Below are 22805 nucleotides of genomic sequence, written 5' to 3' on the forward strand. Positions count from 1 at the left end.
ATTATTCGCTTGCTAGATGTAAGAGCTTTTCAAAACGCTCATTACCGTGCAGCAATTCGAGGTCTCGTTCTTCGGCAAGTAAATCACGAATGGATGGGCTGTATTCAATTGCGCGTTCCAAGTCTTCAATAGCTTGCTCTTCGATACCAAGGCGAGAGTATGCACACGCGCGTTGATACAGTGCAGGGCCGTTGGTGTAATCGACTTCAAGTACGCGGTTACAAATGCTAAGTGCCCAATGGTATTCGTTGATTTCCATCGCTGCGTCGGCTTTGTAAGTCAACGCTTCTAAATCACCTGGACGAATTAATAAGATTTCATCATAGATCTCAATACGTTGTTCTGGAGTTTGAGAGCTTTGTGCACGTAGCCATAAGTTATGGATCTCGTTGATTTTCTCAATCTCTTTGTTGTTTTCGCTGATAATGCGAGTTTTGCGTTTTAAATCTCGCTCAAGGGCGACAAACTTTTTCTCGTATTCTTGGGCGATCTTCTCCAATCGTTTATCAGCCATCTCTTTGGTGTTGTGTTTAAACTCGCGCAGAGATTGCCATCCGACAAAGGCAATCAGCGATGCGACACCAGCAATGATGTAGAAGAAGTATGTAACGGTCACGTTGGCATAGTTCAACGATTTATCTGCGACCGTTAGCTCGCGATCGGTGATCTCTGTGATCATTCGCTTTTCTAGGCTTTGATAGTCCTGACGCAGCGCTTTTAGTTCATCTAAAATATAGCGTTCCATTAATGGTCTATCTAACAGATCCGATTCTGAATACTTTTCCTCCGATGCCATTGTTGGCAAGGCAAGTATCAGCGAGAAAAAAATACCAATAAATAAGCGCATATAACGTCCTTTCACGAGAAGAGTACAGATAGACCATGCAACAATAGCAAATAGCACAAACGTTTAGCAAAGTTATTACAAAAGAAATAACAGTCGTCTTCGTAGAAGTCATATTCTTGTTGTTTTTCAGTTTGTTCCTGATGGTTATTTGTTGTGATATCTTTTATCCTCCTTGCGAATTTATGATTAATGGAGTGAGCATGGACGCGCGAGCTAAGGATTACTTAGAACAATTCCTAGAATTATTATCACCAGAACAAAGGGAAGCTGTACCATCAGTCAGTGCTGACTATTATTGTGCCGATGAATACAACGCGAATGTATGCGCAGATTTGGTTCGTATTGGACAGAAAACTGCATCGTGCAGTTTGGAGCTTTGGTATCGAGAGCATGGTGAAATCATGCCCCAAGTCGGTCATTTACAAGTAGTGACGAATTGGGATGGGGACCCGGTTTGCGTGATACGAATTACTGACGTAAGTACATGCAAATATGAGGATGTAACCGCAGAGTTTGCCTTCGCAGAAGGCGAAGGTGATAGAACCTTAAACTGGTGGCGTGATGCTCATACTGCATTTTTTAAAGCTGAATGCGATGAGTTGAACATCGCTTGGCATGAGAAACGTACGCTGGTTTTAGAGCGTTTTGAAGTGGTGTATCCCGTCAATTAATCTCTGATAGCAGCACTGATTTGAAGTGCTGCTTTCTTTACTGAGAGACCATTTTTAGCGCTTTCGAGCGGTCACACTAAACATGTGCCAATGTTTTTGGCTTCCGACTACAGTGGTCCCGTCTTCATCTCTTTCATGCAATGAAATGAGGTCGTAACCTTCGAATAAGCTTTCCACTTCCTTTTTTGTTAATGCGGTAATGTTTGGGTGCATTTCGGAGGTAACCCAGGAGTCTTTCACTCCCAAGAAATCGCCGGAGAAGATACCGCCCGGTTGTAATGCGCTGTCTATTTTTGTCCAGACTTGTTTGAAGCCTGTGTCAGGGCAAAAGAACAAACTGGCATTTGCGATAACCAAGCTGCACTTAGGGTAATTAAATTCAGTAAAACAGCACTGCGAAACCGAAAATCGTTTATTACCTTCAAAGCGTGTTAAACAAGTTTTTACTGCATTTTCATTGCTATCACATGCGTGAACCTTAAATCCCTGTTCGAGGAGAAAGTGGCTGTCTCGACCTATTCCGCAGCCAATATCGAGAGCGACTTTGCCTTCTATCTTAAGTAGGTTCAGGGCATTTTCCACGTTTGGGCGGTGAGGTTGGCTTAAAATTTTCTGATAGTATTCATTCCATTGCGCTGGCATTGAACTTCCTTATGTTGGTTGTGTCCCCTGCCCAAAACTAGCGTCCATTTTGTTTTGCTTGACTGGGGAGGTTTGCAGTATTGGCAGCTGTTATAGCTGATCTTCAATCGGTAATATTCCGGAGAACCAAGCGCCCATTTTTCGCCATACTCCTGCTTCTGGTTCGGAGTCGTATTCTTCGCCTGTTTTTACGTCGGTCCAGACAATGTCCCCGTCGCGCAGAGTTAAGGCGTAGGCGTTACTCGACAGTTGATTCGGCAGTTGTTCTAGAAACATTTGCACATATTCTGGCTGTTCGATAACAACGGCCATTTCGGTATTCAAAGCGGCCGAACGTGGGTCCCAGTTCATCGAACCAACGAAAAGTGTTTTGTTATCAATCGTCATTGCTTTAGCGTGTAAACTTGCTCTGCTACTCCCCGTGAGGCTCCACTTACTTTTGAGTTTCGCGCTCGCTTTTACTTCCCAAAGCTTGATTCCAGCTTCGAGTAGATCTTTTCGATATTTTGCGTACCAACCATGCACGGCAAACACATCGTTAGACGCGAGGCTATTGGTCACAATCGTGATATCAACGCCTCGCTTGGCCGCGTTACTTAATGCTTGAGTACCTGTTTCAGTTGGAACGAAATAGGGAGAAATGAGCACAAATGAACCCTCAACACTTTTAACCAGTTCCGTTAAATTATCAATAAGTTGGCTCTCTCGGGTCGCGACTTTATCGGGCAGGTCAAACCATACTTTCGCTTCTCCCCAGTAGAGCTTGAGTTTGCCTTGTTTTAGATCTTGGTACATATCCAGTTGAGTGAAGTCATAGCGGCCGGTTGAAAACTTTTCCTCTAACCGGAGTTTATTGACCTGCTTTTGAATCGCTTGGTCGGTAATTTGCTGTGAATTCGGTGTAATCCATTCCATTGGTATCGAATAGGCGCTATTCCAGTAGAGGTCGAACTGATCGGCAGTTTGTTGTACCGCCTCACCATAGAGCAGAAGATCAAAATCACCAAACTCAACTTGCGATTCAAAAGAGAAGTATTCATTGCCGATATTTCTACCTCCGACAATGGCGGAAACACTGTCTGCAATCAGAGACTTATTGTGCATACGACGATTAAGACGTTCAAAATCGCTAGCAAGAGCGAACCAACGGGAGTCGCGATACTGATGCGGGTTAAATAAGCGGATTTCTATATTAGGATGTGCATTGAGGGCAGCCATCACATCGTCGTTTCGCTTTTGCATATCGTCAAGCAACAGCCTTACTCGAACACCACGCTTTGCCGCTTCATACAAGCGCCACGTTATTAGCTGACTCGTTTCGTCACCACGGTAAATATAGTATTGAAGATCAAGACTTTTCTGGGCGGACTCGATCAAAGAGGTTCGAGCAAGAAGGGCATCGTGTCCCTGATTTAACGGTGCAAAGCCAGTTATGGACTTAGGATCTCTCCCGTAAGCTTCAAAGTACTGCGCAAGAACAGAATCCTTTTGATAACCGAGCTGAAAGCTGGTGGACTTTTCACTGGCGTCATTCAACGATACGGATGAGCATGCCGATAAAATAGTGAGCAGCGAGGGGAAGAGCAACTTGGCGAGTGTTTGTAACAAAGCACATTTCCTTGTCTTACAGAGTGTTACCTACTCCAAATTATAGACTTAAGCTGACGCCACATGCACCCAGAACCGTTTGATAACGAGCGATTAATCAATGAATTGCCATAGAGCCTGCACTAAGTTCAACTTTTAGAGCGCAGATAATCATTTATTTTAATTATCATTATGGCCGTATTGGTCATAATCACTAATATCTGGTGATTATGACCAATAGCACACTGGACAAAATAATGATTTTTATATAACCATATGATTTTTAATAAATAAATGCTTGGCATGTCATTTGCTGTTTAGAATAAAAGTTAAGTCAGAGCAACTTGCGCAGTTGGTTAATTTTTTGTTAATTTTATTAACTTTGAATTGGCAATAACTATCTAGTTTGCTGCTTAAAAGACTAGGCAAGCGCCGCTTTGATGTTTATTCAAATTCAATTCTCTCACCACCATGCTTACCGGGAGCAATGGACTGAATAAAAGTGTGGTGTTGAAAACAACAATAAAAAAGGATTTTCGATGTTAGCAAAACCCATATTACGTTGGCTTTTACCCTTCGCCGTCGTTGGAGGCTCTTATGCAGGATATGCTGCAATTGCCGCAACTGCGCCGGAAAAAGAGTCAACCAAAGATGCAATTACAGAACCTACTGTTCAGGCTTCTTCTCTTTTTCCTACTGATCACAAAGTGGTGATTACCAGTCACGGTGAATTAGTCCCTTTTGAAAAAACACACCTTTCCGCGCAAGTCAGTGGTGAAGTGATAAGTTGGCACCCGAATTTTATAACGGGTGGCATCGTGAAACGAGGAGAGGTTCTTTTCACAATTGAAAGTGACAACTATGAAGCGTCGGTTCTACAAGCTGAAGCCGATTTAGCTAGTGCACGCGCAAACTTGATTGAGGAACAAGCGAAAGCCGAAGTGGCAAAACGTCAGGCAAAGAGACTGAGCGATAAGCAAGTGACGGATCTGTATTTACGCAAACCTCACGTTTTGAGCGCACAAGCCCAAGTGAAGTCGGCTCAAGCGGCACTCAAACGAGCAAAAAGAGAGTTAGAAAATTGCAAAGTCGTTGCACCTTACGATGCGCTGGTTGTTGAGCGTGATATTGGTGTTGGTCAATTTGTTACATCTGGTTCTCGAGTTGCCACGTTAAACAACATCGAAGTGGCAGAGGTGCACGTACCCATTGCCGGTTTTGATAGTGCATTTTTACCCGAATCCATTGGTGAACTCACTGCGACAGTGACGCAGCAAGGTGTGTTTTCTACCACTAGAGAAGGTCGAGTAGTTCGTGATTTAGGCATGATTGATAGTGCTACCCGAATGATTAACATGGTCATTCAAATCGCGGACCCATACGGTGTCGATAACCAGCAGCCTCCAATTAAATTCGGCTCCTACGTTGAAGTGAGCTTCACTGGTAAGGAACTTAAGCACATCTACCGCTTGCCACAGGAATTAGTTAAAAACCGTACCGTGTGGGTGGTGAATGGCGATAATCAACTTCAACCCAGAACTGTCACGGTTTTGAGAGCAGAAGGTGAGTTTTTGCTGGTGGGCGAAGGCTTAGAGCAAAGTGATAAGTTGGTACTGACCTTGCCCGAGTACCCTCAAAAAGGCATGGCGGTACAAATCGCAAAAAAGAGTGACGACTCCGAAACCGTCGTACAGTAAGTAGGAGTTTGTCATGGAAGATACTAAACAAAAGGGCTTAATTGCCTATTTTGCGAATAACCCCGTCGCTGCCAACCTTTTGATGGTGTTCATCATTATCATGGGTGTGGTGAGTTTTCTCTTTATTCAAAGGCAGATGTTTCCGAATATTGAGGTGAACTACATTGATGTTCGTGCGACTTATCCTGGCGCTTCTCCTCAAGAGATAGAAGAGAGTATTCTCGTTAAGGTCGAGGAATCGATTAAAGACGTCACCGGGATTAAAAAAGCAGTCTCAACGGCCTCTAGAGGTAGCGCGTATGTTTCTATCGAGGTAGACGTTAATGCCGATATCAAGCGTGTCTTAGATGATGTAAACCAACGTATTGATACTTTGTCTAACTTACCAGCGGGTATGGAACCAATCAATGTCTACCAAGTTGAATGGCGCCAAGATGTAATCGAAATGGGGTTAGTTGGGGACCGACCGCTCGAGGAGCTTAAACCGATTGCTAAGCAAATCGAAGATGAATTACTTCAGTTAGAAAACGTCATGCTGGTGTATCTGAGTGCGCCAGAAGAAGAAATAGCGATTGAAGTGGATCCACTTGTTCTTCGTAAATACGACCTGACGTTGAGCGATATCAGCAGCGCGATCAGCCGTTACTCGGCCAACTTTTCTGCGGGCGAAGTAAAAACAAATTCAGGGATGATTGCAGTAAGGATTGAAAACCAATACTACCGTGGTGATGAGTTTAGAAATATTCCTGTAAAGCTTGGCGCAAATGGTGCGAAGGTTTTACTGCAAGATATCGCCACGATCAAAGATGGTTTTACGGAAGAAGAGCGCTATTTTGAATACTCAGGGCAAAATGCGATCTACATGTCTGTTGAAGCAACTCGTGATCAGAACATTATCCCTGTTGCACAGTCCGTTCGTAATTATATTGAAGCAAAAAACAAGACATTACCGCAGGATGTTAAGCTCAAAGTTTTAGTTGATACTACTTATTATTTAAATGGGCGTCTCGACATGATGTTGAAAAACTTGCTGCAAGGCGCTGCATTAGTCGCGATTATGCTGACCATTTTCCTACGTTTCCGCTTGGCTATGTGGGTAATGATTGGGCTACCTGTCTGTTTTCTCGGTGCCGTAATGATGATGCCTGCATTAGGGATCACGGTAAACATCGTGTCTCTTTTTGCCTTCATTATGGTGCTCGGTATTGTAGTTGATGACGCCATCGTGATGGGAGAAAGTGCGTACAGTGAAATCGAAGAAAAGGGCGGTGGCGTCGAAAACGTGGTTCGTGGTGTAAAACGTGTTGCCACACCAGCCACTTTCGGTGTGTTAACCACAATTGCTGTGTTTGCCCCTTTCTTGTTGTCTAGCGGTATTGATAGTGCCTTCTTTTATGGTATCGCGGGGGTCGTGATTCTTTGTTTGATCTTCAGTTTGATTGAATCGAAGCTGATCCTTCCTGCACACCTTGCGCATACCCATTTTAAACCAGTCAAACCTGGTGGATGGCGAGATCGTTTCAACCAACGTTTCTTCGGCTTTGTAAACGGTCCGTATCGTAACTTTGTAACAACATGCACCCATTGGCGCTGGACAGTGTTTGCAGTGTTCTGTGGTTTACTGCTGATCAGCGCGGCTTTGATCAACGCGAATTATGTTCGGGTGATCCCTAACCCTAAAGTGCCGACTGACTATCCTGCGATCACTATTGAAATGAATGATACCGTTTCAAGTGAGCAGACAATCAGTGCACTCAAGACTATTGAACGTGTCATGCAAAAGATCGAATCTGAGACCATTGCAGAACATGGTCAAGGAATGATTCGTGATGTGCTGTCGTACAACAGAAGCCGCACCGAAGGTCGTGTATTAGTACCTCTGGTTGATGAAGAGTTACGCCCGTTCAATACATTTGAACTGGCTCGACGTTGGCGTGAAGCTATGCCTGTTATTCCAGGTATGAAGAGCATCAAAATCCGCGAGCAGAGTGCGGGTGGTGGTGACAGAGATGAGTTTGGTTACTTGTTGTTTGGTTCTAACATCAATGAGCTCAACGAGGCTGGGCGTTACTTGATAGAGCGTTTACAGCAGGAAGAAGGGTTATATGATATTTCATCTTCTATTGATTCTGGAAGCAAAGAAGTACTCCTGTCTCTTGCGCCTGTAGCGTACGATCTCGGTCTGGATCTCACCATGATCGCAGAGCAAGTTGGTGGCAGCTTTTATGGTGGCGAAGCACAGCGCATTATTCGTGATGGTGAAGAAATTAAAGTTATGGTGCGTTACCCGCAATTGACGCGTGAAGCATTCTCATCATTGCGTTACGCTGTGATTACAACACCAGCAGGTAAGAAGGTCATGCTAGGTGATGTGGTGAAGATCAACGAGCAGCCGGGCGTGAGTAGCATTCGACGTGAAGGCGGGTATCAAACCGTTTATGTTTATGGTTCCATAGACGAAGAATTGGTTGAACCTCAAGAAATCGTGAAGGTCATTGACGACAATATCTTACCGGACATGAAGCAAGCCTTCCCAACTGTGAAAACAGAATTGGGCGGTGATATTGAAGAGCAGGCTGCGCAGCGTAATGAACAGATTTTGTTCTTTATTGCAGGCATGATCATCGTCTACATCTTGTTAGCTGTACCGTTAAAAAGTTATACCCAACCTTTGATTGTAATGTCCGTCATTCCGTTTAGTCTGACGGGGGCGATTTGGGGCCATTTCTGGCTAGGTTTAGACATCAGTATGATGTCGACATTTGGTTTGATCGCCGCTGCTGGCGTGGTTATCAACGACTCTCTGGTTATGACAGATTACGTAAACCAAGTGAGAGAAAAGGGTATGAACATCAAACAAGCGGTTGTTGAGGCGGGTTGTGCTCGTTTTCGAGCTATCACGCTCACCTCAATAACGACGTTTGCGGGTGTATTGCCGATAATGTTTGAAACGAGTTTGCAGGCGCGTTTTGTCATACCGATGGCTGTCGCTTTGGGCTTTGCGGTGTTGTACGCAACGGTTCTGACTTTAGTGTTGGTGCCTTGTTTGTATTTAATGCTTGAAGATATTAAAAATATTTTCAGATCGATTAAGAGGTTTATCCATCGTTTGATTAATCGTTTCAGAAAGTCGCCAGTGACGTCGAGCGTTGAAGCAAGCGTATCGAGTTAACAAGCTTGATGTTAACGATTAGGAGCAGCCTTCGGGCTGCTTTTTTGTTTCCGCATTTTGATTCAAAGTGATTTTTTAGTGGGCAGTTACGTAATTATCTGATGAGAAAACTGCCTGACAAAGTATTTCTAATATGTATGTTTCTAATGTTTTAAATTCGCATGGTTAATTTGACACTTGGTTAGCGAAATTTACCAGACGAAGATAACGTTGAATATGAGGCTTTATTTAAGTTGTTGAAAAATAACAAAATAAAAGTTGGCATCGTATGTGCAATATATAAATTGTAATTAAAATTAACTGCTAATCCTCAAGGAGCTTATTATGAAAAGCGTATTTCTATCTACTCTAAGTCTTATTGCTGTAATGTCATCACCAATCGCTGCTGCTAACACTTTAGACAAAGAGGAGTGGAGCTCAGATTTACGTCAGGACTTTTCTGAGATGAAACATGAAGCTATAGCAGATATTCAGCAAATGAACATGGATGCCATTCACGCACGTGATGAGCGTATCGTGAAAAACATTAAAGATGAGCAAGAACAGTTAGTAAAGGTAACGTGCCACAAAGAGAAAGCAAGCAAGTCATAAACGCCGCTAAAAGAGACTAACAGACGAAAATGAATCCAATACGAGTTCGGTGTTAGTTAGCAGTAAGCACTGACCTTGTTGCTCAACTTGCCAGCCTTTTAAGGCTGGCTTTTTTGTTTCTCATTTCATGGGTGGAGATCAGATCCTCAAGCTTATTATCAATAGTTGGCGTGTTTGATGAGCTATTGCTGGATGGAGCGGATGTAACTTTTAAAAGTGTAGATTTCAGTAAAGTGGAGGTGATGTTAGATATTTAAAATTTAGAAAAGATCCGATCTCCTTTTTGACCTTCATAATACCTTAGTATGTGGTTCACTTTTATTTGAAGAGGGATTAGTAATGACTTGGGAATTTATTGAAAGGAAAGAGGCTTTTGATTACATTGGGCTAAATAATAAGTCGGTTAATGAGGTTGAACAATTCTTACATGGAAGAGTGAGACTTTCAGCTGCACTCTTTAGCAATAAAAAACTATACTTATCAAGACAATCCCTCGTCATGCTTGCGTCTCTGAATGAATATGATCAGAAGCAAGTTGTCAAAGAAATGTATTTTCTTTCATCTAATCCAAGCACACCCTCTGTAGTTAGACACAAACGCAATCCATTGCTTCGAATATTTCGAACTAGGTATCCCTTCAAAAATTATCATTACTTATTAACTTGTATCCTTAGAGACGGGAAAGTTGTAATTCATGATATTGCTTTTGATCGACAGTTGCATGGTAAGTCTATTTTTAAGCATTCACATCAAAGAACCCAAATGTATCATGTGAAGAAAGAAACAGGTAAAAATGGTGAGTATAATGGAGTGCAGAACAATGATGAAGCAAAGTTATTGTTGGCTGAGTGGGACCACACTAAAGCTCAAGTAACTCATCAAGTCAATACGCTTCATGCAACGGTAAATGGAATGTTGAATGATTATGAGAAAGCGGCGACACTGATGGGGGTACATACGCAGGTGGCGTACAAAGAAGATAAGCCAACAGAGTATACGTTGTTTCACAACCCTTCTGATAATGCGAAGCTGGACCTTATTGAATGTGTTTATGACAAAACTCGTTTTACTTCGCACAATGCTCAACACCTAGCAGCAGTAATGAAACAATGTGCAGAGCAGGGTAAGGAAGTAAAATGGACAGTGCATAGCCAAGGTGCCATTATTTTTAACTCTGCTCTTGAGTATGTTAGAAAAAATAATCCGAGCTTAAGACTATTGAATCAACAAATCGTTGTGCATGCAGGGGGAACAAATACAACGAAGATAGGGAAAAATGCACAGCAGCTTGGTTTGAAAGTTAATTACACAAAAACCCGAACGAATCCCTTTGATATTGTCCCAAATATTGCTGCGAGACAAACTCCATTATCTGCAAGTAGTCTCGTTCGTTGTTGTAAATTCTTGGGATTAGTGATGAATGGAGAGGTCACAGAGAGCCCACATACATTACCCTATTTCGGTGTGGAATCTTATCGACGACAACTGATGATGTCTGGTAATAATATGGCTAGTAAACGTTTAAAAGATATTGATGAATATTTAAAGAACAAGGGTTAGATATATGGGCCTTATTAAAATGTATAAAGATGGCTTTCGAGGAAAGCCAGATTTTGCAAACTTGTTACATAATGTATTCCAGATAGATGACTTAGTGCTGTCATTTGAGTGTCCGAACAACATATATGAAGGACATGTATACCAAGATTTTATTGAATTACAACGGTTCAATATTGATTCAAAAGTAGAGCGGCATGAAAAGTTTATAAAATTGGCCACGATTTATTTCTCTTTTCAAAATAAAATAATAAATCCACTATTACCAATCAATAAACAAGGTGGTTTATATATTCGGTTAAGGATTAAATCTTCAGATAAATATATTACTAGTGTTAATGAACTATCTTCATTTATAGAGAAAGAGTACGTGGATTTTTATCATGCTGTAGAGTCACCTGACGGCTCTCGAAAAGGTGATCATACAGAGTTGATGAATGATGCCATTGCGTACGCAAATCATCGTTGGGGAATGGACCCGATAAACGAAGAAAAAAAGAGAGCGAAAGAAGAGTTCCTTGTAGGAGAGTTTCTTCGTGGTTACCCTCCAATCAAATGCCAAGATATCAAGATTGGTGAAAATACATTTTCAAAATATGTAGAAGGAAATTTGGAGTATAAAAAAGACTATCGAAGAGTGTACAATTTGCCTATCAAAAATGAGTTTTACTTTAGTATTGAATTTTTATATGAAATCGAGCCTATGTTTGCTCAAAAAAAGTTTTTAGATTGGGTAAGACACGCGGATGAAATCTTTGAAAAAAATGTTTTAGAGTTGCTAGCACTGTCTCCGCTTATTGATTCACATACTACCTCCAAATCCGAAAGGTTGACAAAAAAAAGTTGATCCAGAGCGTTCATACTTAACTTAAAGAAAAAAGCCCGCGAAAAATGCTTTCACGGGCGAAAAAAGGGCACCAAATTGGGTGTCTATTCATTTTGGAGGTGGTCGAACGTCCATATAAAACTGACAATAGGCTTGGTGAGAGGCTTACCACCAGCACGACCAACGAGGCTAAAGTTAACATTGTTGTAATGATTGTTAAAATGTTAATTCTTCAATCAATGTTTTCATTATCGTGAGTTTAAATTGTGAATGTGTTGCCTGCGTGTATTTTTACTCTGTGAAATTCCGTTTTTGACAATAAGACATATTATAAATCTTGTGTTGGTTATTTGATTTGGTTATATAAAACTCAACATACTTAATCCTTAACTGTTCATATTCACACTTAATGAGACACAATAACCCTCTGTTTGTTAAGTGATTGTGTGTTTTTTAACGCATTGGTATTGAACAAAAAGCGACCTAAGCCGCTCTTGTGCATTTTGATAAGTTTACTTATCAGTCGTTTTAGATTTCTTCGTGCTTATGGACTAGGCCGAAGTCAGCTAAAATGGCATACGCAGCAGGGATCATAAACAACACCAGCAGAGTGGATGCGAAAATACCAAACACGATAGAGATAACCAGTGGTTGGATAACCTGTGCTTGCAAACTGGTTTCAGTCAGTAACGGAAGCAAACCTGCTGCAGTGGTCATTGATGTCAGGAATACTGCTCTAAAGCGTTCCCGACTGGCTTTGACTACTGAGTCGTGCACATTATCCCCTTCATCGACATGATGGCGTATGTACTGAACTAACAGAATCGAGTCATTCACCACAATCCCCGCTAGTGAGACAAAGCCCATCATACTCGGCATACTTAATGAGTGACCGAGTAGGATGTGTCCCCATACCACGCCAATAAAGGCGAGTGGAATCGCAAGCATGACGACGAATGGTTCCAAATAACTGCGGAATTGGTAACTCAGAATCGCAAACACGCCAAATAAACCAAGCAAGAAGCCTTTACCCATTGATGCGCCAGTTTCAGCGGTATCTTTGGCTTCGCCTTCAAAATCAAAGCGAAGACCAGGATACTTTTGCATAAGCTTTGGCGCCTCATCCTGTTGGAACTGACGAATAATGGCGGTTGAGTTGGCTTTCGTATTGTTGATATCGCCGAATACGCTCACAGTCCTCAAGCCATCAATGCGCTGGATTCTTACGTAATTACGTTGGAAATCCAAAGTCGCAATGGTTGCGAGGGGGATTTGACTGCCATCGGACAAGATAATCGGAAAGTTTGCCAATTGCTGTAAGTCACCGGCTTGTGCTTTATCGAGGCGAACTTCGATTGAAATGTTTTCTACCCCAACTTGGATCTCGTCTGCGGTTTGGCCAAAGAAAGCTGCACGCAATTGATTGGCGATGAGTTGGCCGTTAATCCCGTAAGCTTCTGCGCCCGGACGCAGTTTTACCAAGACTTCTTCTTTACCCATACGCATGTCATCCAACACGCCATGGACACCGTCAAACTCATTTAAGTATTGTTGAATGTCGATAGAGGCGGCTTTGAGCGCATCCAGTTCATCATGCTTCGCTCGAATTTCAATCGCTCGTCCACCCGGCCCCATGGTCGGTTGTTTAAATACCAGCGAGATAGGATCGGCAAGTTCACCAATGTCTTCACGCCATGCGTCGATAAATTCATCGATGAGTGTGTTACGACTCTCGGCGCCCAGCAAATCCAGACGTACCGTGGCAATGTGAGGGCCAGATTCATTCGCGTCGGCGTTAGCGTTGAATTGACTGGTAATGTGTAGAACCAATGGGTTGCCGTCTTCCACTTTCTCTGTCCATTCTTTATCTAGCTTTTGAGCGGAAGCGACGATCTTATCGACGACAGCTTCCGTTTGAGACAGAGAAGAACCCGGAGGAAGAATAATACGCGCTTCTGCAATGTCGCCATCCAATTCAGGGAAGGGTTGGAACTTGAGTAAACCACCTACTAACGTGGCCGCGGAGATAAGAAGCAAGGCAACCACGCCACCCATAAAGGCATAGCGATACTCGACCACTTTATCTACTGCGTTGACCAAGGTGGTGTTGCGGAAGTTTTCAAAAGAAGCGAGCAGCTTTTGTTTGAACTTCGGTGTTTTTCGCTCTTGCTTTTGTTTATGTAGCGAATGAGAAAGGTGGTTAGGTAGGATCAAGAAGGCTTCCACCAAACTCAAACTCAAAACGAGGATCAGAACTTGAGGAACTGCTTTAAGTACCGCACCCATTTCACCTTGCAGGAATAACAAGCTACCAAAAATACACACCGTAGTTAGGAAGGAAGAAATTACCCCTGGCAGTACCTTTTTCACTCCTTTGATAACGGCATCATCGATCTCTTCTCCTCGGTCGAGGTGAGCGGCAATCGATTCGGCAATAACGATGGCATCATCCATCATGATACCGATGGCCATGAGTAACCCGACCAAAGACATGATGTTGATGGACAGGCCAAGTTGCGCCATCAAAAATAACCCACCTAAGAAGGCAACGGGTAAACCAGCTGCGACCCAAAAGGAATAGCGAAAACTAAAGAACAACCACATGGTGGCGAAGACCAGAATGATACCTTGCCAACCGTTTTTGACCATCATGGTCAGGCGATCCCAAAGCACGGATGAAAGGTCATTGGTCATTTGTAGCATCACACCGTCTGGCGCGATAGCTTGTTGTTCTTCGACAAATTGAGCAACCCGTTCCTTGATACGCAGTGCGTCATCTTCTTTGTTTTTGCTGACTTTTAGTAGGGCAGAAGGGTGACCATCGAAGAGGACTTTCTGTTCGTCCAATTCAAACCGGTCGGTAATCGTCGCAATATCTCTTAGACGGATGATTGAGCCATTTGTACCAGAGCCCACGACGATAGTCTCAAGCTCTTCCGGCGTCACGCGTCGTTCGTCAAAGCGGATCAGAAAGTTCTTATCTGGCGTTTCGACATTACCACTTGGCAACTTGACGTTTTGACGACCAATCTGCTCCGCAATATCACCAACACTCAAACCAAGTTGTCGGATAGCTTGAGTGTCTAACTCTACTCGGTATTGGTGGTCAGAGAAGCCAGCAACTTCAACCAAAGAGACATCGTAATCGATTTTTAACGTGCGTTTAAGCTGTTCGGCATACGCTTTTAGCTCTGGCCATGTGGTATCTGCGGTGATCGCGACATCCACAACTGGCTCGTTCCAATCGAGCTCTTGGACCACAGGAGATTCAATCTCTTGTGGGAAGTCGTTTATCGAGTTGATCTGGGTTTGAACATCAACCAACATGCGCCCAATGTCGGCTTCTTCATTCAGTTTTAAGATAAGACGCGCAGAACCCTCAATCGCTTCACACTGAGTTTCTTTAATGTTGGCAAGGCCATCGACAGCATCTTCCATTCGGATACAGATGCTCTCTTCTACCTCTTGAGGGGAAGCGCCGGGGTAAACCACACCAGCTAGGATGTAGGGCGGATCAAACTCAGGAAAAGTTTCACGCTTAATCGTGGAAAGTGAAGAAATCCCCAATATCAGCAGCGTTAGCATCAGCAAGTTGGCTGCTGTTGGATGCTTGGCGAAGAATCGGATCATGAATCAGACTCCTCAATAGCCGTTTCTGACTGTTCAGGTGACTCTTTCAATAGCATGCCGTTAATCGCAGGCAGCAAATCGTTGATGATCAGCTTCTGACCTTGCTCTAGTTCACCATCGATCACCACTTGGTTATTGCGACGATATAACACTTCAACCGTAACGACTTGCAGACGATTGTCATCGCCCATCAGGTAAATCTTATTGCCATGAAGCGCACGCTCTGGGATGACCCAACTCGGGTTCTCTTGTCCCTCAATCAAGGCACGCACAAACATGCCGTTCACCAATGGAGGCGCAGACGTTGGGTTTAATGCACGGTAGTCTTGTTCAATTTCCAGAATCACACCGGCAGTCGCTTGGCTTGGATCAACCGTTTCACTGATGCGTGCAACTTTCGCAGGCCAGCTTGCAGAGAGGTTACCGCTGCTGAGTTCAATGTTGGCATGAATCGCATTCATATCAGGTTGTGGAATACCAGATTCATCGCGGACAAACTCACCGATGCTCGCCGCCAAAGTTTGCATGTCATGAATGGATAGTTGAGCTTCCACTTCCATGACATCAATACCATGTCCTGTCACCATGGTTTGTTGGAGGTTAACCACTTGCTTTTTCTCAATTTCTACGTCAGCAATACGCAAATCGTAAGGAAGCGTGATGATGGTTTTATCAAGCGAGCGTTCGGCCTCATCCACTTTTGATGCATTAACTTTAACTAGGGCTTCCGCGACTCGTTTCTCATCCGGCATCAAACCAATTTGATTTTCAATATCCAGTACTAACTTACGTTGAGAGAGCGCGCTTTGCTCTTGCTGATCTACATCCGATTGCGAGGTTAAGCCTTTCTTACGTAGGTTTTGTTTACGGTCTAACTCTTTGTTGGCGATAACCAGACGGTTGGCTTCTATCTTGAGTGTGCTTTTGAGATTCGCTTCTTCTTGGTTCAGCTTAGCCAGAGAGGTTTGGGCAGATTTGAGATCGGCTTGAGCTTGAACCAGTTTCAACTCGTAATCGAGCGGGTCGATGCGCAAGATTTCTGTCCCTGCTTGCAACACTTGTCCTTTTTCCAGTTGCGGATGGCGGTAGACCACTTTACCCGTCACTTCGGCTATCGCTTTCCATTCCACTTTTGGGGCGATCTTGCCAAACCCTATGGCTACTGGAGCAATGGCTTTGAGCTCAAGTGGAATCGTCTCGACCAACCGTGCACGATCTCCAGCGGGTTTTACGGGCAAATCTGGTTTGAGGCTAATCGCCAAAAACAGAATGACGACCCCCACCGCAAGAGCAGGAAAGAACAGCAGCTTTTTATTTATCTTCATATTGGTCGCCCGAGTCTAAAAATCCATGTTTCATCAGTTGTATGTTGTGTTCGAATAATCGGTTCAAGAAGGCTTCAGAAAGTTCAATGCCATGAATGGCGAGCAGTGCTGGTGGTGCCATAAAAGGAAATACCATCAAGCTGATGTAAGAGACGCGACAAAGTTGAGGGTCGGCGTCTTTTCGTAAAACGCCACTGTCGATCAACTTATCAAAGATCACGCCTTGCATTGGCTTACTGATATCTGCGAAGACTTTTTCGAGCAGTTTGCGTTGGGTTTCCGATGGGGGCATATTCATAACTTGGGCAACTAAGCGTGGGAACTGTGGTACCTTGATCATTTCGCGGTAGTAGGTGCGCATTAGATCGAGAAAGTTTTGCTCGTTACTGTTGGATACCAACGTCTGCATCTGCTTTTGCATCGGTGACAGTGTTTCGCGCAACATGGTCTCGAACAAGCCTTCTTTGTTGCCAAAGTAGTAACGAATCATCGCCACGTTCACGCCTGCTTTCTGCGCGACTAGGCGAGTAGAGACCTTGTCATAAGCCATAATGGTGAAGAGTTCGCGCGCGTGGAAAATCAGTTTTTCCCTTGCGTCGATATTATCTGTGGGTCTTCCCGCCCTTCGATGCGCTTCCGTCACAATCTTCTCTCAAAATATTAAACATTTGATTAATTATAAGACGCTGATTTCTCATGCGACATGTGAAAAATTAATCAGTATTTAATCAAGTGATTAATTTGTGATGAAGAGAAGTAAAAAAGAGCAGAAAGAACTGCTCTTTGAACAAATAGAAAAGTATTTACTTAGGAAGAACGGTCTTGTGAGGCTATATCACCCCCAACTTAACACACTCCAATTCGGTCTGTTGGCGTGTTCTTTTAGTTGTGGGCATGGATTTACCAGATAAGCGTAGTTCGCGTATTCACAAAGCGGTAAATCGTTGATTGAATCGGTATAGAAATGGATTTCGGAATAAGGCTCAGGCTGATTTTCTAGCCACTGTTTTAATCGCGTGACTTTGCCTTCACGATAACTCGGGACACCGTCGATTTCAGCAGTATAACGGTTGTTTTTCTCGATTAAATCAATTCCGAGTGCGGTTGGAATATTAAGACGGCGACCAACGGCTTCCACCAAAAAAGTGACGCTGGCAGAGATGATAACCATATCTATACCATCACGAGACAGTTGCTCAATCAGGGTTTTGGCTTGAGGGAACTGTTTAGGCAAAATATGGCTTTCAACACATTCTTCAACCAAGGCATTTACTTCTTCAATCGGCATGTTTTCTAGTGGCTTCATGGAGAACGCTAGATAGTCTTCCATGTCCATTTTGCCTTCAGAGTACAAGGCCATTAGACGCTGATCTTCCTGAATAAATAAAGGATCAGTCGCGATGCCTTTCTCAACCATAAACTCGTTCCAAATCATTGCGCAGTCAGCGTTTATTAGGGTTTCATCCATATCAAAAACATACAAAGGTTTGGACATGTTTAGGCTCTCACTGGTTGAATTTCGTTTAGGTTAAAGAGTAGCTCTAGTTGGCTGCCATTCGCTAGTAAGCGTTCTGAAGAGCGGTTAAGCAAGTCAACAGTGAGCTCACACTCTTCAACGTTCACTTGATAGCGAATAACATTACCTAGAAGCTGGTGGTTGGTGATCGTACCTACTTGTGGCGCTGAGATGTGGCTATCATATTGACGACCTTGCTCTTTTACATATATAGACTCTGGGCGAATCGCTACTTTCCATTCGGTATCAATGTTGAAGAGTTGCTTGGCTTTATTGGCCTCTACAAGGTTGTAGTGCCCCATGAAACCGGCCACAAACTCGTTAGCAGGATGAGTATAAATTTCTTCAGGTGTTCCTGCTTGAACAATTTCCCCTTTACTCATTAGGAAGATACGATCAGACATAATCATCGCCTCTTCTTGGTCATGAGTTACGAAGATAGTGGTGAGATTCATCTCTTTCTGAATGTCTCGGATTTGCTGACGAAGGTGTTTGCGGATTTTGGCATCAAGCGCAGAAAGTGGCTCATCAAGCAATAATATGCGAGGTTTCACCACCAATGCTCGAGCGAGTGCGACACGCTGGCGCTGACCGCCAGAAAGTTGATGCGGATAGTGTTTTTCTTTACCTGCCAGATCCACCAGTTTGATGACTTTAGCCACTTCACGTCGAATATCATCATTCGCAAGCTTTTTCATTTTTAAGCCAAATGCAATGTTGCCTTCGACGGTCATATTGGGAAACAGCGCATACGATTGAAAGACCATCCCAATACCACGCTCTTGCGGGACTTGATGCGTGATATCTTCTCCGTTTACCCAAATCTCGCCTCCATCGACAGGGTTAAGCCCAGCAAGGCTGCGAAGTAGTGTCGATTTACCACAACCGCTAGGGCCCAAAAGCGTAATGAATTCACCTTGCTCGATGTTAAAGTGAATGTCCTCAAATACGGTGTTATCACCAAAACGTTTAGTCAGATTTTTCGCTGTTACGTAGCTCATTGTTTGACTCCTCGGCTGAAACGACTTGCCAACCAAGTCAGTAAAAAAATAAATAGGAAGTAGGTCATCACTAAGGCAGACGTAAAGTGGCCGCTCGTCTGACGCATGTTATACAAGTAGATTTGCAGGGTTTCATAACGTGTGCCGACTAAAATATTGGCGAACACAAACTCTCCCAATAGAAATGAAAATGAAAGGAAAAGCGATGCCATCAGTCCTTTTTTGAGGTTAGGTAAAATGACCATCAAAAACGCTTTGGTTGTGCTTGCCCCTAGCAAGTGTGCAGCGTCCATTAAATCGTTAAGGTTAATTGCTTCGAAGCTATTAGAAATCGCACGATACATGAACGGTAACGCGATGGTGAAGTAAGTACCTACTAGAATCCAAGGAGTACCGATAAGGGAGATTTCACTGTCAGCATAAAGTTGAAGCAAGCCGACGGAGGACACCACTGGTGGTACAGCGAATGGTAGCAAAATCAATACGTTCATGAGCTTATCGAGCTTCGGAAAGTAGTAAAACACCACGAATATCGCTGGCAGAACCAGAAGCACACTGAGGGTTAGCGAAGCAATACAAATAAACAGCGAACGCCCAAACGCTTGCAAAAAGCGTGGGTCGGTCAGCAATTTAACGTACCAATCAAAAGTGAAACCATCTGGAAGCACCGTGGCACCCCAGCGTGATGAAAGCGAATAGACAAAGGTCGCTAAAATCGGGATGAGCATGATCCCAACAATGGAATAAACCACTGTTTTATGGAATCGAGTATTAACGTTGTGCATGACTACTTCCTACCTGCATAGCTTTTCGAAATGAGCCATTGGTTAATCAATGTGATAAAGGCAAGTAACACCATTAGAACCACCGAAATTGCAGCGGCGAGATTAGGTTCAAGGAACAGGTCTCCCGATACCAGACTCGCAATTCGAATTGTGATGACGTTATAGTTACCGGAGGTCAACGCATAAACACTCGCATATGCGCCGATTGCGTTGGCTATTAAGATAATAAAGGTACCGAATAAGGCTGGTGAGAGCACTGGCAGCGCGATTTTCGCCCAATACTGTGATGTTTTGGCTCCCAGTAGCGCAGCAGCTGCTTGCCAATCATCACTCAACGCATCGAACGCAGGGTAGAGCAACAACACCGCCAGCGGGATTTGGAAGTAGATGTAAATGGCCAGCAGACCCCATTTACCATAAAGGTCGAAATCACCGAGTAAGCCATACTGCTTGAGCAAAAGGGTAATCGCCCCATTGGTGCCCAAAATAATGATAAAAGCGAATGACAGAGGTACGCCTGCAAAGTTGCTGCTCATGTTCGTAAACGCAATCACACCGTCGCGGACTTTAGAATCGACTCTGCGTAGAGAAGAGACCAACAGAGTCGCAATGGCTAAGCCAAAAATGCTCGACCACACAGCTAACCACAAACTGTTGCCAAACGCCTGCATCATAAAGGCGGAGTCGAGCACTTCAATGTAGTTATCGAAGGCAAACTCGCCATCGTAGATAAAGCTGTTTAACAGCACCCAAATCATCGGTGCGAGTTGAAATAGATAGAAAAACAGTGCGAAAGGTGCCAACCAAATGGCTGGCTTAAAGCGCTTTAACCAAGTACTTGCCAAATTTGAACGTGATTCGCTAGAGCTTGGGGAGAGGACTGAACTGCTCATAGTGCTAACAATTCCTGAGTGTATGGCTTCGTGTGGTCAAGGTTTAGCAATTGACAAACGGTGCCACAAATATCAGTTTGCTTAATATGACAATCTTGATGGGTAAACTTATCACCAATGACAAACAGGGGAACTTCTCGTTCTTCAGGTAAAATCCCACCGTGAGAAAGATCGTTGTTCATGCCATGATCGCTGGTCACAATGATTTGATACCCATCAGCAAGCCATTGATCGATGTAGTTGGAAAGAATAATGTCTGCACCTCGCGCACAATTGCGGTATTGGCGAGAGTCTAGGCCAAACTTATGTCCTGTATCGTCGATATTCATCGGATGGATCAATAAGAAATCAGGTTGATAGTTGCGGCGTAAATACTCTGCGTCCAGGAACAAGGCTTCATCAGGATAATGATCCCAATGGTAAAAGCAGCCGTGCTGGATATTCAGGGTTTCATCATGCGTGAAACGATCGCGAACAGGTTCAAATGGCGCGCGATTATAAAGCTCACTTACCCAGTGGTAGGCAGCCGCAGCGGTCACTTTTCCTTGGGCTTTTGCCAAACTGAAAATGGAATCGTGTTTGGATAGACGAACGATATTGTTGTTTACGATGCCGCTTTCTACAGGGCGAACGCCCGTTAAAATGCACTCATAAAGTGGGCGAGACATAGAGGGCAGCTCACACTGCACAGGATAAAGCGTTGCGCGAGTTTCTTGTTGGGAACGACTTTGCTCTAGAAGACCATTGAGGTAGCCCATGCAATCACGGGCTACCTGATAGTTCAGTCCATCTAGAACAACAAGGATGACCTTATTGCTCATAACGACTTACTCTTATTGCTGGTGGATTAAGACACTTTCTTGCCATTGACGTGGCAGCTTACGTGCGGACTTTTCCCAAGCTGAGAAGTCAGTCACTGGGTGAACATTGCTGTATTGGTCATTAGCAATTAGCTTGTCTTGCACTGCTTGAGGCAGTGTGATGTTGGTGCGGATTGGACGCGCATAACCTTCTGCTAAGTTGATTTGCCCTTGATCGCTGAAGATGTATTCACGAGCAAGCTTTGCTGCATTAGGGTTCTTCGCGTATTTATTGATTATGGTTGTATAACCAGAAATCACAGAGCCATCTTGAGGAATGCTCACTGTAAAGCGGTCGCGGTCAATTTTGTCGCGGTAGTTCAATGCATTGAAGTCCCACATGATCGCCACTTCAACTTCGCCTTTTTCTAGGTTGGCGATGTTCGGATCGGTAAATGAAAGACGACCTTGCTTCGCGAGTTCAGAAAAGAATTTGAGCGCAGGCTTGAGGTTGGATTCGTCCCCACCGTTGGCGAACGCTGCGGCGAGAACCGCGTTGTTTGCCTGTGCTGCTACGCCTACGTCCCCTACGGTCACTTTGTAGTCGCCTTTTAATAGGTCATCCCACGTTTTTGGCGCGTCTTTTACGAGGTTATTGTTGGAGATAAAAGAAATAGTGCCAGTGTAAGCAAGTGCCCAATGACCATCTTCGTCTTTTGCCCAATCTGGGATGTCATTCCAAGTTGTTGGTTTATATGGCTGAGTGACGCCTTTTTTAACCGCTACACGTGCGAAGGCAAAGCCTACGTCACCAATGTCTGCGGTCGCGTTTTTCTTCTCAGCTTCGAATTTTGCGATTTCTTGAGCCGAGCTCATATCCGTGTCTTGGTGCTTAAGGTTGTAATTTGACTTTAAATCAGCCCAAGTGTCTTTCCAGTTTGCCCAACTGTCAGGCATACCCACACTGTAAACCGCCCCTTCTTTTTGTGCTGCTGCTACCAAAGATTCAATATCGGCTTCTTTCGCTACTGTTGGCGTAGCGAGCGTTACCGCAATGATTGCCGCTGGTGCGGTAATTGAACGACTTAGCAAAGTTTTCATTGTCTCCATCCTTCTGGACTAGGTCAGTAAGTTCGCTTTGTATGCTATGGATGGAATGTGACGATTTAGCGCAAGTAATTTGACAGTTTTGCTGATTTTATGTGGCACTTATATTTCATACGTTCAGTATGTGTTCTGTTGATTAATGTCATATTTTTGTTACG

Annotated in this window: 18 protein-coding genes; 6 read left to right on the forward strand and 12 right to left on the reverse strand. The window is 43.8% G+C overall.

Going from position 1 to position 22805, the window contains the following annotated elements; all coding sequences use genetic code 11:
• Nucleotide 1: 1 nt before the first annotated feature.
• Complete coding sequence (locus R7E00_RS00910) at nt 2–847, reverse strand: tetratricopeptide repeat protein (protein WP_005373890.1); 846 nt, start codon at nt 845–847, stop codon at nt 2–4.
• Between the two features lie 200 nt (nt 848–1047).
• On the opposite strand from R7E00_RS00910, the gene R7E00_RS00915 reads away from it, so the two are divergent.
• Nucleotides 1048–1518, forward strand: coding sequence for an ASCH domain-containing protein (locus tag R7E00_RS00915; protein ID WP_149192157.1), 471 nt, complete (start codon nt 1048–1050; stop codon nt 1516–1518).
• 54 nt (nt 1519–1572) lie between these two features.
• Here the strand turns inward: R7E00_RS00915 and R7E00_RS00920 are convergent, their stop codons facing one another.
• Together R7E00_RS00920 and R7E00_RS00925 are read right to left on the reverse strand one after the other, a co-directional pair.
• Nucleotides 1573–2160, reverse strand: coding sequence for a class I SAM-dependent methyltransferase (locus tag R7E00_RS00920; RefSeq protein ID WP_017635142.1), 588 nt, complete (start codon nt 2158–2160; stop codon nt 1573–1575).
• A 90-nt stretch (nt 2161–2250) separates the two neighbouring features.
• On the reverse strand, nt 2251–3768 hold the full coding sequence (locus R7E00_RS00925) for a phospholipase D family protein (RefSeq protein WP_213917189.1): 1518 nt from the start codon (nt 3766–3768) through the stop codon (nt 2251–2253).
• A gap of 518 nt (nt 3769–4286) precedes the next feature.
• On the opposite strand from R7E00_RS00925, the gene R7E00_RS00930 reads away from it, so the two are divergent.
• The 5 genes from R7E00_RS00930 (at nt 4287) to R7E00_RS00950 (ending at nt 11611) form a co-directional block, all read left to right on the forward strand.
• Nucleotides 4287–5444 carry an efflux RND transporter periplasmic adaptor subunit gene (locus R7E00_RS00930; RefSeq protein WP_258666849.1) on the forward strand — a complete coding sequence of 386 codons (1158 nt, stop codon included), beginning with the start codon at nt 4287–4289 and terminating at the stop codon, nt 5442–5444.
• Between the two features lie 13 nt (nt 5445–5457).
• Nucleotides 5458–8616 carry an efflux RND transporter permease subunit gene (locus tag R7E00_RS00935; protein ID WP_025767992.1) on the forward strand — a complete coding sequence of 1053 codons (3159 nt, stop codon included), beginning with the start codon at nt 5458–5460 and terminating at the stop codon, nt 8614–8616.
• Between the two features lie 324 nt (nt 8617–8940).
• The gene (locus R7E00_RS00940) at nt 8941–9207 is read left to right on the forward strand and encodes a hypothetical protein (protein ID WP_005373876.1); all 267 of its coding nucleotides are present in this window, start codon (nt 8941–8943) and stop codon (nt 9205–9207) included.
• A gap of 339 nt (nt 9208–9546) precedes the next feature.
• Nucleotides 9547–10767 (forward strand): hypothetical protein, encoded by a 1221-nt coding sequence (locus R7E00_RS00945; protein WP_025767991.1) that lies wholly within the window; start codon nt 9547–9549, stop codon nt 10765–10767.
• Nucleotides 10768–10771: 4 nt separating this feature from the next.
• On the forward strand, nt 10772–11611 hold the full coding sequence (locus R7E00_RS00950) for a hypothetical protein (protein WP_025767990.1): 840 nt from the start codon (nt 10772–10774) through the stop codon (nt 11609–11611).
• A gap of 507 nt (nt 11612–12118) precedes the next feature.
• Here R7E00_RS00950 and R7E00_RS00955 read toward each other — a convergent pair.
• From R7E00_RS00955 to R7E00_RS00995, 9 genes are all read right to left on the reverse strand, one after another.
• On the reverse strand, nt 12119–15220 hold the full coding sequence (locus R7E00_RS00955; RefSeq protein ID WP_262606160.1) for an efflux RND transporter permease subunit: 3102 nt from the start codon (nt 15218–15220) through the stop codon (nt 12119–12121).
• The gene (locus R7E00_RS00960; RefSeq protein ID WP_025767987.1) at nt 15217–16545 is read right to left on the reverse strand and encodes an efflux RND transporter periplasmic adaptor subunit; all 1329 of its coding nucleotides are present in this window, start codon (nt 16543–16545) and stop codon (nt 15217–15219) included. The genes R7E00_RS00955 and R7E00_RS00960 overlap by 4 nt, the downstream gene beginning before the upstream one ends.
• On the reverse strand, nt 16532–17188 hold the full coding sequence (locus tag R7E00_RS00965; RefSeq protein WP_021707693.1) for a TetR/AcrR family transcriptional regulator: 657 nt from the start codon (nt 17186–17188) through the stop codon (nt 16532–16534). Before R7E00_RS00965 ends, R7E00_RS00960 begins: the two co-directional genes overlap by 14 nt.
• 192 nt (nt 17189–17380) lie before the next feature.
• Entirely contained in the window at nt 17381–18040 is a 660-nt protein-coding gene (locus R7E00_RS00970) for an HAD family hydrolase (RefSeq protein ID WP_182039506.1), read from the reverse strand.
• A gap of 2 nt (nt 18041–18042) precedes the next feature.
• Nucleotides 18043–19062, reverse strand: coding sequence for an ABC transporter ATP-binding protein (locus R7E00_RS00975; RefSeq protein WP_005373862.1), 1020 nt, complete (start codon nt 19060–19062; stop codon nt 18043–18045).
• Entirely contained in the window at nt 19059–19847 is a 789-nt protein-coding gene (locus R7E00_RS00980) for an ABC transporter permease (protein WP_065969830.1), read from the reverse strand. Before R7E00_RS00980 ends, R7E00_RS00975 begins: the two co-directional genes overlap by 4 nt.
• Nucleotides 19848–19849: 2 nt before the next feature.
• Nucleotides 19850–20740, reverse strand: a complete 891-nt coding sequence (locus R7E00_RS00985; protein ID WP_158159465.1) for an ABC transporter permease — start codon at nt 20738–20740, stop codon at nt 19850–19852.
• Nucleotides 20737–21561, reverse strand: coding sequence for an alkaline phosphatase family protein (locus R7E00_RS00990; protein WP_005373854.1), 825 nt, complete (start codon nt 21559–21561; stop codon nt 20737–20739). The genes R7E00_RS00985 and R7E00_RS00990 overlap by 4 nt, the downstream gene beginning before the upstream one ends.
• A gap of 12 nt (nt 21562–21573) precedes the next feature.
• Nucleotides 21574–22641 (reverse strand): ABC transporter substrate-binding protein, encoded by a 1068-nt coding sequence (locus tag R7E00_RS00995; protein ID WP_005373851.1) that lies wholly within the window; start codon nt 22639–22641, stop codon nt 21574–21576.
• Nucleotides 22642–22805: the final 164 nt, after the last annotated feature.

Origin of the sequence: Vibrio sp. Vb1755 (assembly GCF_033338635.1) — a bacterium.
GTDB lineage: Bacteria > Pseudomonadota > Gammaproteobacteria > Enterobacterales > Vibrionaceae > Vibrio > Vibrio alginolyticus.